The sequence below is a fragment of the Streptomyces sp. NPDC028991 genome (genome assembly GCF_055564775.1).
Window position 1 is genome coordinate 1 of record NZ_JBVHVP010000048.1, and the last position, 12795, is coordinate 12795.

Consider the following 12795-nt stretch of genomic DNA (forward strand, 5'->3'; position numbering starts at 1 on the left):
TTCCAGGGCAGGGCATGGAGCTGACGGGCCTGGCCGCGCTGGTTGTTCTTGATGGTCAGCAGGTAGTGGGCACCGCGTTCGTGCAGGTAGGTGGCATGAGGCACGGAGACAGCGACAGGGGGTGATGGAGGAACGAACACGGCACCCTCGTGGATCTTGCAGCGTAGAGAAGTCCATGATCCACAGGTGCCGTGTTCACCTGCTTCCGGGGCCCACCACCGAGATCAACACCCCAGACCGGGATGATCCAGGCACTCGCCGGGGCCCTGCCTCACCACCAACCTTGACGACTGCGCCCGCAACTTCTCGCTGGAATGCGGACTGCCCGAAGACGCATACCTCCACGCCATCACCGTCCATCCCACCGGGCGCCGCCTGTACGCCGAACTCGAACGCGGCGACATCACCCAGGAGACCTGGAACAAGGGCATCGCCGCCCTGCTGGGCATCGACGGCACGGATCTCATGCGCCGAGCGCTCGCCACGCTCAAGCCCGAACCAGCCATGGTCGACGCCGCTAGGGCCATCCGGGCGACCGGGCTCAAAACGGCGGTGCTGTCCAACAGCATGGGCATCCGCCCCTTCAACCCGTACGAACCGTGGCGCCTTCGTGCGACTCACGACGTGGTCGTGCTGTCCGAAGAAGTCCGCATGCGCAAGCCCGACACAGAGATCTACCAGCTCGTTCTCATGCGCCTCGGCATCCGTGGGGAGGCGTGCATCTTCGTGGACGACATCGAAGCCAATCTCCAACCCGCACGTACCCTCGGCATGACCACCATCCTGGCTGCGGACCCTAACCGGACGATTGAGCAACTTCAACAACGGCTCGGCCTGGGGGAGCTGACCAGGTAATCGGCCGCTTCCCACACCTGATAGGACGACCGCGCCGAAACCGAACCCGGTGCGGGACGAGCACCTGAACCCAGATGGACACCGACACCGGCGATAGTCGTCGCGCACCCTCGCCTTATAAGTGCCAGATGTCGCCCTCTTACTGTAGGCGGGGTTCCACCTTCCTCGGGGCCGGGTGGGACCGTGGCCCTCGCGGTTTCCTCAGCGTGGTTGGTCGGAGGGTTCTGGAGCCGGGGTGCGGGTGGCGGCCAGGCTGGCAAGGAGCTTGAGGCGTTCTTCGGAGGTGCTTCCGGGTTCGGCGGTGTAGAGGCTCAGGTCATGGACGGCTCGCTGGGAGACGGGCAGGTCCACGGACTGGTAGGTGAGTTCCAGTTCGCCGACGGCGGGGTGCTGGAGGCGTTTGGTGCCCTCGTGGCGGATGCGGACGTCGTGGGCGGCCCACAGGGTGCGGAAGTCGTGGCTGAGGGTGGAGAGTTCGCCGATCAGTTCGCGCAGGGTCCGGTCGTGCGGTTCGCGGCCGGCCTCGGAGCGCAGCAGGGCGACGGTGGCGGCGGCGCCTGATTCCCAGTCGACGAAGAAGTCGCGGGAGGTGTCGTCGAGGAAGTGGTAGCGGGCGAAGTTGGGGCGGTCGCGCTTGTCGGTGGTGGGGCTGTCGAACATGGGGGCGTGCAGGGCGCGGGCGAGGGCGTTGTGGGCGATGACGTCGAGGCGGCCGTTGCGGACGAAGGCGGCGGACATGGTGATGGTGTCCAGGAGCCAGTGGATGCGGGGCGGGACGGTGACGTCGCGGCGGCGTGAGGGGGTGCGGCGTGCGGGGCGAGCGGCGCGGGCCAGGTCGAAGAGGTAGGTGCGCTCGTCCTCGTCGAGCTGAAGGGCCTGGGCGACCGCGGCGAGGACGTCTTCGGAGACGCCGCTGATGTGGCCCTTCTCCAGGCGGGTGTACCACTCGGTGCTCACCCCGGCGAGGACGGCGACCTCCTCGCGCCGCAGGCCCGGCACCCGGCGCCGGCCGCTGGTGGGCAGCCCGGCCTGCTCCGGGGTGATCTTCGCGCGCCGGCTGGCGAGGAAGTCCCGGATCTCGGTGCGGTGATCGTGCTGCTCGTCCATGCCTACCACGGTAGCCATCGACGCCCGGGGAGGGAGGTCGAGGTTGTACCCCCCATAAAGACGACCTTCCTCAAGAGCGGGGCCGCCGGTCTCCTGGATGACGCACCCCGATCACCACCCCTATGGGAGATACACCGTGAGTATGCGAGGAGGGACCCTCCAGGCTCCCGCCGAGGTCCGGTCCGAACCGGCAGAGCGGACACCGCCGCCGTCCCGGCTGCCGCTGGTCGTCCACATTCTGGCGCTCGGCACGTTCCTGATGGGCACGACCGAGTTCGTCGTGGCCGGCCTGCTGCCCGAGATCGCGGGCGATCTGAACGTGAGCGTGGCCCGGACCGGCCTGATGATCACCGTCTTCGCGGTCGGCATGATCATCGGCGCACCGCTGATGGCGATGCTCACCCTGCGGCTGCCCAAGCGGCTCACCCTGATGCTCGCCCTGGGTGTCTTCGCCGTCGGACACGTCATCGTCGCCCTCGGCTCGGACTTCACGGTGATCCTCGGGGCGCGGTTCCTGACCGCGATCGCTACCGGGGCGTTCTGGGCGGTGGCCAACGTGGCCGCCGCGAACGCCGCCGGTCCCGCCGCCGCCTCGCGCGCCCTCGGCCTCGTCGGCGCGGGCGCGATGCTCGCCAACGTCGTCGGGGTGCCGCTGGGCGCGTTCGCCGGGCAGCTCATGGGCTGGCGCGGCCCCTTCTGGGCCCTCGCCGTCCTCTCCCTCGCCGCCATGGTGCTGATCGCCCGTACGGTCGCCCACGACGGGCCGGCCCGTCAGACGGTGTCGGTGCGCTCCGAGCTCACCGCCCTGCGCTCGGGGCGTGTATGGCTGGTGCTGGCGGCCTGCGCCACCACGACCGGCGGCGTCCTGGCCGCGTACTCCTACATCGCCCCGCTGCTGACCGACCGGTCCGGGATCCCGTCCGGGATCGTGCCCCTGGTCCTGGTCGGCTTCGGACTCGGCGCCCTGGCCGGCTCGCTCGTCGGAGGCCGCCTCGGCGACTCCCGCCCGCACACCGTCACCCTCGTGGCCCCCGCCGGAGCCGCCCTTCTGCTGCTGACGATCTCCCTGCTGGCCGGCTATGCCGCGCCCACCGTCATCCTGGTCGCGCTGCTGGGGTTCTTCGGTCTGGGCGCCAACCCGGTGCTGATGGCCCTGGCGGTCCGCTTCGCCCAACAGGCACCCACCCTCGCCTCCGCATTGACCGTCTCGGCGTTCAACCTCGGCACCGCCATCAGCACCTGGGCCGCCGGCCTCACCCTCGACTCGCCCCTCGGGACCACCGGCCCCGCGGTGGTCGGCACCGTCATCGCCGCCCTCACCCTGGTCCCCACCCTCCTCATCGCGCTGGGTCAGCGCCGCCGCACGGCAGCAGCCGTCTAGGACGCGCCACCCGGCCGGTGGCCCCAGCCGGGGGTGTAGTGCACCGTCGGCGTGCAGCGCCGTCGACCTGCTCGACCGCCCCTTTCGGTCGCCGGACGGTAGCCCTTGCGCGGCGTGCCCCGACGCATCACCCGGCCATATTGGGGGGTTGTGTTTGTACCCCCCACAAGCCCGACCTGTCACACCGGGCGCGAAAGCGGTCTTCTGGAACCGCGGGGTCACCGCCGACTGCCGCACCCTCCTTCATCCACCGATCGAATATGAGGTCCCTTCCATGGAACGTCGCAAAGCGCTCGGACTGATCACCGGTGGCGGCGTCGCCGCCGCGTCCTTCACGGCTCTGCCCGCCTTCGGCGCGGAGGCCGGCCGCGCCACGGGTGGTGCAGGACAGGGAAAGGCCGCGGCCAAGGGCCGTTACACCTTCGCTCTGGACCAGAACGTCCGCAGGACCCCGGTACGGTTCAAGAATCGCTATGGCATCACGGTCGCCGCGGACCTCTATGTTCCCAAGAACGCCAGGGGCAGGCTGCCCGGCCTGGTGCTCAGCGGCCCGTTCGGCGCCGTCAAGGAGCAGTCCTCGGGGCTCTACGCGAACGAGTTCGCCCGCCGCGGATACGTCGCCCTGGCCTTCGACCCTTCCTTCACCGGGGAGAGCGGCGGCACGGTGCGCGACGTGGCCTCGCCCGACATCTTCACCGAGGACTTCAGCGCGGCCGTCGACTTCCTCGGCCTGCAAAAGACGGTCGACCGCGAGCGGATCGGCGTCCAGGCCGTCTGCGGGCTGAGCGGTATGGCGCTCACCGCGGCGGCTGCGGACAGCCGTATCAAGGCGGTCGCCACGGCCTCGATGTACGACATGTCGCGCAGCATCTCCCGCGGCCATGAGGACTCCTACACGCGTGAGCAGCGCCAGAAGGTGGTGGACTACGTCAGCCGCCAGCGGTGGACCGATGCCGAGAAAGGCGCCTTCGCGCGGGGATCCCACGAGGTCCCCTTCGACGAGAACGGTGACGTCGCCCCATCGAACCGCGTCCTGCCCAAGACTCTCCCGGCGGACGCCGACCCGGTCACGAAGAGCTTCTTCGACTACTACCGCACCGAGCGCGGCTACCACCCCCGCTCGATCAACTCCACCACCGCCTGGACCGCGACCACACCGATGTCCTTCTTCGCGTTCCGGCAGATGACGAACATCGACCTGCTGGCACCCCGCAAGGCCCTCCTGGTGGCCGGTGCCGACGCACACTCCCTCTACTACTCCCAGGACGTCCAGAAGACGGCCCCCGACAGCATCGACCTCGTGATCGTCCCGGGCGCGGACCACGTCGACCTGTACGACCGCACGGACCTCATCCCCTTCGACAAGCTCGACGCGTTCTTCACCAAGAACCTCGCCTGACACAAGCCCCGGCAGGCCGGCCCCTACCGGCCTGCCGGCCCCGGCCCGAGCGGCCCTCCGCACCCGGCCCGAGCGGCCCTCCGCACCGGCGACGGGACGCTCGACCCAAGGCCGCCGTCGCCGGCACCGGAGCGCTCACCCCGCACGCGACGCCGACGAACCGGAGCACCGCTCAGCACGCCGGGAGCCGAGACCACCCGATGAAAGAGGACACGGATGCGCCCGAAACGACGCTCCCTCGCGTTTACCGGAGCCGCCGCACTGATCGTGCTCACCGCCTGCACCGCCGGCCCCACGGCGGAACGCTCCCCGTCGGCGTCGTCCGCCGGGCGAGAGGCCGAACCGGGCGAGCCGACAGTGATCGCCGAGGGACTGGAAGCCCCGTGGTCGATCGCGTTCCACGGAGAGACCGCCTTGATCAGCGAGCGGGACTCCGCGCGTGTCCTCGAAGCCACCGCCGACGGCGACACCCGTGAGGTCGGCGTCATCGACGGGGTGAGCGCCGGGGGCGAGGCCGGGCTGCTCGGCCTCGCCGTGCGGGGCGATGACCTCTACGTCTACTCCACCGCCGACGACGAGAACCGCATCCAGCGCCACACGCTCCGCGGGGAACCCGGCTCGCTGGCCCTCGGGAAAGCGGAAACGGTCCTGGGCGGGCTTCCGGTGGCGAACTGGCACGGCGGTGGACGCATCGCCTTCGGTCCGGACGGGATGCTCTACGCGACCGTCGGCGACGTCTACTCGCCGGACAACGCGCAGGACCTCGACGCGCTCTCGGGCAAGATCCTGCGGATGACTCCGGACGGCCAGGTCCCCGAGGACAACCCGTTCGACGACTCCTACGTCTACAGCTACGGCCACCGCAACCCCCAGGGCCTGGCGTGGGCGAAGGACGGCACCCTGTACTCCAGCGAGTTCGGCGAGGACGACTGGGACGAACTCAACGTCATCGAGGCCGGCGGGAACTACGGCTGGCCCGACGCGGAAGGCGCCGTCGATCAGGACGGATTCATCGACCCCGTCCAGCAGTGGAAACCCGCCGAAGCCAGTCCCAGCGGCATCACCGTCGCCGACGACAGCCTCTGGATCGCGAACCTGCGAGGCACCGTGCTGCGCCAGGTGCCGCTGAGCGACCCCACCACCGCCACGGAGCACCTGAGCGGCGAGTACGGACGACTGCGCGATTCCGTGCTCGCCCCCGACGGCACACTCTGGGTGCTCACGAACAACACCGACGGACGCGGCGACCCCCGCCCGGGCGACGACCGCATCCTGCGGTTCGAACCGAACTGAACAACGAGGAAAGCGGGAGTGCTCGGCGACCCCACCGCCCGAACACGACACCGGCGCTCCCCCTCCCGCCCGGCATCGGGACGTTGTCACCCACCCGGCCGGTACCGAGCTCGGCGGATGCCGCAGACGCGATCACAGCCGAACCTGGCCACACGGGACGGTGAGCAGACCGCGGCCGCCGGCACCCGCCACGGGCACACCTCGCCCGATTTGACCCCCATCATCTGACAGGAGAAGCGACTCATGCGTGCAGCCCTCATGTACGAAGCCGGCGTCGTCCGGGTCGAGGACGTCCCCGACTCGGTCATCAGGGAACCCACCGACGCCCTGCTCCGTATCACCGCCTCCTGTATCTGTGGCAGCGACCTGTGGCCCTACGGTTCGATGCCGGCGGCCGACGGGCCGGTGCGGATGGGCCACGAGTTCATCGGCATCGTCGAGGACACCGGGTCTGAGGTCACCACCGTCAAGCGGGGCGACCTGGTCGTCGCGCCGTTCGCCATCTCCGACAACACCTGCGTCTTCTGCCGCGAGGGCCTGCACACCTCCTGCGAGAACCCTGACGCGGGGTTCTGGGACGGGATGCCGGAAGAGGGCGGCCAGGCCGAAGCCACCCGCGTCCCGCTCGCCGACGGCACGCTCGTCAAGCTCCCCGTCGCCGCCGATTCCGCCCTCATGTCCTCTCTCCTCACCCTTTCGGACGTCTTCGGCACCGGCCACCACGCCGCCGTCGCGGGCGGGGTCAGCGAACGCACCAGCGTCACCGTCGTCGGGGACGGCGCCGTCGGACTCCTGGGAGTCCTGTCGGCCAGGCCCCTGGGCGCGGAGAAGATCATCCTCATGGGCCGCCACCGGGCGCGCACCGACCTGGGCCGGGACTTCGGCGCCACCGACATCGTCTCCGCCCGCGGCGAGGAGGGCATCGAGGCGGTGCGCGACCTCACCGGCGGGCAGGGCACCCATGTGGTCCTGGAATGCGTCGGCGCGATGCCCGCCTACGAACAGGCCGTCGGCATCGTCCGCCCCGGCGGAGTGATCAGTCGGGTCGGTGTCCCGCAGTACGAGCAGGCCCCGGTCGGGTTCGACAGCCTCTTCGGCCGCAACATCCGTCTGGCCGGCGGACCCGCCCCCACCCGTGCCTACATCGAGGAACTGATGCCCGCCATCCTCGACGGCACCATCAACCCGGGCCGCGTCTTCGATGTCACCACCGGCCTCGACGGCATCCCGGCCGGCTACCAGGACATGGCCGACCGCAAGGCCCTCAAAGTCCTCCTCAGGCTCTGACGCACCGCCCACGGCAGGCCGCAGCAGTGGACCGGGGCGGCTTCGCCCACTGAAGTCCGCCACCCGGGCCAAGGCGTCCGCCGGGAAGTAACAGTCCGACCGCTGCCGGACACAGGCCCGTGCCCACGCCACGGCGCGGGACGGCGGGTGTCACTCGGCGGAACACCGGCCCCCACAGCGCTGCACAGCCATCTCGATCCGTGACAAAGCCGCCTGTGCACATCGGAAGCCAGGCGCAGCCACCGACACCGGAAGAAGACCCACCATGACCACGCTCGCCCTGATCGGCGCAGGCCCCGGACTCGGTCTGGCCACCGCCCGCCGCTTCGGCGCCGCCGGACACAGCATCGCCCTGATCTCCCGCAGCCCCCAGCACCAGGACAACCTGCGCGCCGAACTGGCCGGGGAGAACATCACCGCCCGCGGCTTCACGGCCGACGCCCTCGATGCCGACTCCCTGACCAGCGCTCTCGAAGAAGCAGCCGCCGTACTCGGGCCGATCGAAATCCTCCAGTACAGCCCCGTGCCCCGCAGCGACTTCATGAAGCCGGTCCTCGACACCAGCCCCACCGATCTGGACGCCCCGCTCGCCTTCTCCCTCAAGGGCCCCCTGGCCAGCGTCAACACCGTGCTACCGGGAATGCGCGAGCTGGGCCGCGGCACTGTGCTCTTCGTCAACGGCGGCAGCGCCGTACGCCCCAACTCCAACGTGGCCGGCACCTCCATCGCCTTCGCCGCCGAAAGCGCCTACGCGGCCATGCTCCACCAGGCCCTCGCCCGCGAGAACATCCACATCGCCCAGCTCATCGTCCCCGGAGCGATCCAGCCAGAATCCGAGCACTCCAGCCCCACCGCCCTGGCCCACCGCCTCTACACCCTCCACCAGGAACGCGAAGGCTTCCGCCACTACGCCGAACCGATGCCGACCTGACCGCCCCCCCCCGGCTCAGACCGGTCACCCCGACAGTACGAACACCGGCGCCCCCAAACACACCAGGCAACGGTGCCAGAGCCGAACCCGACACCGGACGCCGGTAGAGCCACCCGGTGAATCCTGCTCCACCTGGCAACAAGTTACGGGTCCTGCTTCAGTGAAGGCGACCGCGCCCGCTGCCCGTCGTCCACGCGACACCGCCCGGCCACCCGACAAGGAAGGACAGATCAGATGAACGCGATCCCCAGGGGATACGACGGCAAGGTGGCCTTCGTGACCGGAGCCGCTTCCGGTATCGGCCGGGCCACCGCGCTCGCCTTTGCCCGCGCCGGTGCACACGTGGCGCTGGCCGACCGCTCCGCCGACGGCCTTGAGGAATCCGCACGCCTCATCCACGCCGCAGGAGGGCATCGCGCCCTTACCCTGACCTGCGACGTCACCAGCGAGCACGACGTACAGGCAGCAGTGGACAGGACCGTCGAGGAGTTCGGCCGCCTCGACGCCGCCTTCAATAACGCGGGCATCGAGCAGCCCGTGGGGCCCGCCACCGAGATCTCCAAGGACGACTGGGACCGCATCATCGGAGTCAGCCTCACCGGCGTCTTCCTGTGCCTCAAGGCCCAGATCCCCCACATGGTCCAACAAGGCGGCGGCGCCATCGTCAACGCCTCCTCCGGAGCCGGAGTCAAGGGCTTCAAGGGCCAGGCCGCCTACGCCGCCGCCAAACACGGCGTCATCGGCCTCAGCAAATCCGCCGCCCTGGACTACGCGTCCGCAGGCGTCCGCATCAACGCCATCTGCCCCGGCATCATCGACACCGAGATGATCCGCCGCTTCGGCGACACCCGCCCCGGCGGACGCGAAGGACTCATCGCCGACGAACCAATCGGCCGCCTCGGCAAGCCCGAGGAAATCGCCTCCGCCGTCCTGTGGCTCTGCTCCGACGGCGGTGCCTTCACCACCGGGACTGCCCTCGTCGTCGACGGTGGACAGACCACCTGACATCAACGCAGCAGTAACAGTTTCGCCGCAAGGCACCGTGCGCCGGTCGCTCGCTCTGCAGCCCCGCAAGCGGTTCCGCAAGAACACCGTGCTCATCGTGGACGGCACCCTGATTCCCACCTGCGACCACACCCGTCGCCGAGCAGTCCGAGAACTACCGCTACTCCACCAACCACCAGGTTGACGCCGACGCCCGGCTCATCGTGCCAGTCGGCCGACCCTTGCCCGTCAACCGCAACGACAGCAAGGTGTGGGAGGAGTTCGGCGCGAAGGCCGCCGTCGACTAGACCATGATGTCCGCCCACGGCGGCTATCCGGGCATCCTCATCTGCTACCGCCGACTCGCCAAATGAGATGACTTCTTACAGTAGGCCGTGTGTCGAAAGTGGTGATGGCCCACTGCTCCTCGGACGTTTCAGTTGCAGTGATGCTCAGGAAGGTCACGGGCTCTGGGCCGTGCCGCGGGCCAGATCGGCCAGTCGTTCCGCGTCTGGAGTGCCAGGATTGGCTGACCAGAGCACGAGCTGCTGTTCGGGGGCACCGGCGTAGCGGAAGGTGTCCCAGTCGAGGGTGAGTTCGCCGACGGTGGAGTGCGCGATGCGTTTGCTGCCGAAGTCCTGGTGCGCGACGCGGTGCTCGGCCCACCAGGCCCGGAAATGCTGGTCGGCGACGGCCAGCTCGCCCACGAGGGCGGTGAGGGCCGGGTCGGTCGGGTTCGTTCCGGCCTCCATGCGCAGGACCTCGACGCAGGTGCGGGCCACGTCCTCCCAGTCCGGGTAGATGTCGCGCATCACCGGGTCGGTGAAGACCATGCGGACGTAGTTGCGCTCGGGCTCGGGCACGGCTGCGAAGTCGCACAGCAGCTCCGCCACCAGCGGGTTCCACGCGAGGATGTCGAGTCGCGGGCCGAAGACGATGGCGGGTGTGCCGGTGAGCTGGGCGAGTAGCCGGGTCAGGTGCGGGTGCGCTTTGGGGCGGGCGGACCGACGCGGCGTCTTGCGGTGCCCGGCCCGCGCGGCCTGGGCGACCAGTCCTTCCGCGTACGTCCTCTGGTCGCCGTCCAGCCGCAGCTCCCGCGCGAGGGTGTCGAGCACCGGCGGTGACGGTGCAAGCCGTCCCTGTTCGATGCGTACGTAGTAGTCGGTGCTGATCGCGGCGAGCTCGGCCACCTCCTCGCGGCGCAGTCCTTGCACTCGGCGCTGGGTGTGCGCGCGCTCGGGAAGCCCCACCTGCGCGGGTGTGAGCTCGCCACGGCGGTGCTTGAGGAACTCACCGAGCTCACGAAGATGCGCGGAACCAGTCATTCCTTCAGCATGGCACCGGGGAGAAGCCTCTGCCTGGGAAGAATCCTTCCTAGGAAGCAATGCGACCTTCCTGCGCCAGGTCATCGGCCGGACAGTGGATACAGGCCCGCAGATCGCCGGCCACCCACGATCCCGCAGGAGCAGAACATGAGGACTGACGTCCGCTTCCCGACCAACGGCCTGCAGCTCGCCGGCCACCTCTACCTCCCCGACGGTGTCGACGGCCCGCTCGCCGGCATCGTCGTCGGCCACCCCACGACTGGAGTCAAGGAGCAGGCGCCGGCGGCGTACGCGACCCGCCTGGTCAAGGAGGGATTCGCCGTCCTGACCTTCGACGCCGCCTTCCAGGGCGATTCCGAGGGCATGCCCCGCGGTCTGGAGGACCCCTTCCAGCGTGCCGAGGACTTCCGTGCGGCGGTCTCCTACCTCACCACCCGCCCCGAGATCGACTCCGACCGCATCGGTGTGATGGGCGTGTGCGGCTCGGGCGCCTACGTGCCCTACGCCGCCCAGACCGACCACCGGATGAAGGCTGTGGCCGGTGTGTCCGGGACGGACGTTCCCAGCTTCTTCCGCGGCGCCGACCCTGAGGGCTGGCAGCAGATGGTGGCGAGCTCCGGGAACCTCCGCAGCGCCGAGGCCGCCGGCGAGCCCGCGGCGACGTTCGCCGTGCTGCCGGAGAGGGTCGACGCCGACACCCCCGCCCCGACGGCCGAGTTCGTCGACTACTACAAGACGCCCCGCGGCATGCACCCGCGCTCCACGGGCGATCTGGTCGTGCGCAGCGCGGACCTCCTCGACCAGTTCGACTCCTTCGCAGACGTCGCCAAGATCGCGCCTCGCCCGCTGCTCATGATCGCTGGCACCGATGCGGTGACCCGTGGGTTCTCCGAGAAGGCCGTCGCCGACAGCCCCGGCAACGCCGAGCTGTTCCTTGTCGACGGCGCCACCCACGTCGACCTGTACGACCGCGACGAGTACGTGACTCCTGCCGTCGCCAAGCTGGTCGAGTTCTTCAGCAAGCACCTCGCCTGAGTCGGTGAGCCTGTGTGGGCAAGGGGCGGGAGGGTGCTGGTCGCAGCCACTCTCCGATGGCCGCGACCAGCACGGCGGCCTCATAGCGAACGGCAAGCTTGTCGTATCTCGTGGCGACGGCGCGATGTCGCTTGAGACGGTTGATCCCGCACTCGACCGCATGGCGCTCGCGGTAGTCGGCCGGGTCGAAACGCGGAGGCCGGCCGCCGCGGGAGCCGAGCTGCTGCCGGTTGCGTGCCTGGTCAGCCTTGTCGGGGATGGTGCATCGGATTCCTCGGCGCCGCAGGTAGGTGCGGTTCTTGCGGGAGGCGTACGCCCTGTCGGCCCGCACGCGGTTAGGGCGGACACGTGGCCGGCCCGATGCGGGGCACGCGGACCTTCTCCAGCACCGGTTCGAACTGCGGCGAGTCGCCGCGCTGCCCGGCCGTGATCACGATCGCCATGGGCTTCTGGCCTTGTTCGACGGCCAGGTGCAGCTTGGTGGTGAACCCGCCTCGTGAGCGTCCCAGCCCGTGATCATCAGGCTCGGCGAACACACCGCCCGGCCTTTCCTTCTGCTGGTCACCGTGCTTGCGGGCCCCGGCCGCGTGCTGATGGGCGCGGCTCACCGTGGAGTCGACGCCCAGATCCCACGTGATCGCCCCCTTCGTGTCGGCCAGGGACTGCAGTCGGGTCAGGATCCGGTACCAGGTGCCGTTACGCTGCCACCGACGGACAGGTCGTAGACCCGGCCCCACGGACCGTACTCGACGGGCACATCCCGCCACGGCACACCAGTCCGGACCCGAAACCGTATGCCGTCGATCAACCGCCGACGGGGCCAGACCGGCGGTCGGCCCGCCTTCGTGCCCTTCGGCAACAACGGCTCCAGCACAGCCCACTGCTCGTCCGTGAGATCTCCCCGCCCCATGAACCGTGATCATTCACAACCCAAGATCTACTTTCGACACACGGCCTAGACACTGAGTCTTTTCCAACCTGGCGTGCGCCGGTTCAGGCACACGGTCGCAGGGCTCATGCCCTTCTGAGGGTGATTGCCCGTGTGATAGCCGCGCCGACCACCAAGAAGCCTGCGGCGACGGCGAGCAGGACACCTGTGGGCACTAGAGATCGTCTTCAAAGGTCAGATCCAGAGCAGGATTGAGGCGATGGTGACGGCGGCTTGGTAGGACTCGCGGGTCTTGTCGTAGCGAGTGGC

10 protein-coding genes and 2 pseudogenes are annotated in these 12795 nt (G+C 69.5%); 9 read left to right on the forward strand and 3 right to left on the reverse strand.

Features of this window, described 5'->3' with window-relative positions; translation table 11 throughout:
* Nucleotides 1–465 precede the first annotated feature (465 nt).
* Entirely contained in the window at nt 466–855 is a 390-nt protein-coding gene (locus ACZ4V1_RS35435) for an HAD-IA family hydrolase (protein ID WP_468345156.1), read from the forward strand.
* A gap of 201 nt (nt 856–1056) precedes the next feature.
* Here ACZ4V1_RS35435 and ACZ4V1_RS35440 read toward each other — a convergent pair whose 3' ends face one another.
* Nucleotides 1057–1962, reverse strand: coding sequence for a helix-turn-helix transcriptional regulator (locus ACZ4V1_RS35440; RefSeq protein WP_468345158.1), 906 nt, complete (start codon nt 1960–1962; stop codon nt 1057–1059).
* 142 nt (nt 1963–2104) lie between these two features.
* Between ACZ4V1_RS35440 and ACZ4V1_RS35445 the strand changes: the two genes are divergently transcribed.
* The 7 genes and pseudogenes from ACZ4V1_RS35445 to ACZ4V1_RS35475 all read left to right on the forward strand — a co-directional run.
* The gene (locus tag ACZ4V1_RS35445; RefSeq protein ID WP_468345182.1) at nt 2105–3343 is read left to right on the forward strand and encodes an MFS transporter; all 1239 of its coding nucleotides are present in this window, start codon (nt 2105–2107) and stop codon (nt 3341–3343) included.
* A 274-nt stretch (nt 3344–3617) separates the two neighbouring features.
* Nucleotides 3618–4742 carry an alpha/beta hydrolase gene (locus ACZ4V1_RS35450; protein WP_468345161.1) on the forward strand — a complete coding sequence of 375 codons (1125 nt, stop codon included), beginning with the start codon at nt 3618–3620 and terminating at the stop codon, nt 4740–4742.
* A gap of 216 nt (nt 4743–4958) precedes the next feature.
* Nucleotides 4959–6035 (forward strand): PQQ-dependent sugar dehydrogenase, encoded by a 1077-nt coding sequence (locus ACZ4V1_RS35455; RefSeq protein ID WP_468345164.1) that lies wholly within the window; start codon nt 4959–4961, stop codon nt 6033–6035.
* A 243-nt stretch (nt 6036–6278) separates the two neighbouring features.
* On the forward strand, nt 6279–7322 hold the full coding sequence (locus tag ACZ4V1_RS35460; RefSeq protein ID WP_468345167.1) for a zinc-binding dehydrogenase: 1044 nt from the start codon (nt 6279–6281) through the stop codon (nt 7320–7322).
* Between the two features lie 265 nt (nt 7323–7587).
* Complete coding sequence (locus tag ACZ4V1_RS35465; RefSeq protein WP_468345170.1) at nt 7588–8253, forward strand: SDR family NAD(P)-dependent oxidoreductase; 666 nt, start codon at nt 7588–7590, stop codon at nt 8251–8253.
* A gap of 234 nt (nt 8254–8487) precedes the next feature.
* Complete coding sequence (locus tag ACZ4V1_RS35470) at nt 8488–9258, forward strand: glucose 1-dehydrogenase (protein ID WP_468345173.1); 771 nt, start codon at nt 8488–8490, stop codon at nt 9256–9258.
* Between the two features lie 49 nt (nt 9259–9307).
* Nucleotides 9308–9542, forward strand: a pseudogene (locus tag ACZ4V1_RS35475) (IS5/IS1182 family transposase); the annotation flags it as partial.
* Between the two features lie 156 nt (nt 9543–9698).
* Here the strand turns inward: ACZ4V1_RS35475 and ACZ4V1_RS35480 are convergent.
* The gene (locus tag ACZ4V1_RS35480; protein ID WP_468345176.1) at nt 9699–10562 is read right to left on the reverse strand and encodes a helix-turn-helix domain-containing protein; all 864 of its coding nucleotides are present in this window, start codon (nt 10560–10562) and stop codon (nt 9699–9701) included.
* 147 nt (nt 10563–10709) lie between these two features.
* On the opposite strand from ACZ4V1_RS35480, the gene ACZ4V1_RS35485 reads away from it, so the two are divergent.
* The gene (locus tag ACZ4V1_RS35485; protein ID WP_468345179.1) at nt 10710–11597 is read left to right on the forward strand and encodes an alpha/beta hydrolase; all 888 of its coding nucleotides are present in this window, start codon (nt 10710–10712) and stop codon (nt 11595–11597) included.
* Here the strand turns inward: ACZ4V1_RS35485 and ACZ4V1_RS35490 are convergent.
* A pseudogene (locus tag ACZ4V1_RS35490) lies at nt 11578–12507 on the reverse strand (IS5 family transposase). The gene ACZ4V1_RS35485 and the pseudogene ACZ4V1_RS35490 sit on opposite strands and share 20 nt — an antisense overlap.
* Nucleotides 12508–12795 lie beyond the last annotated feature (288 nt).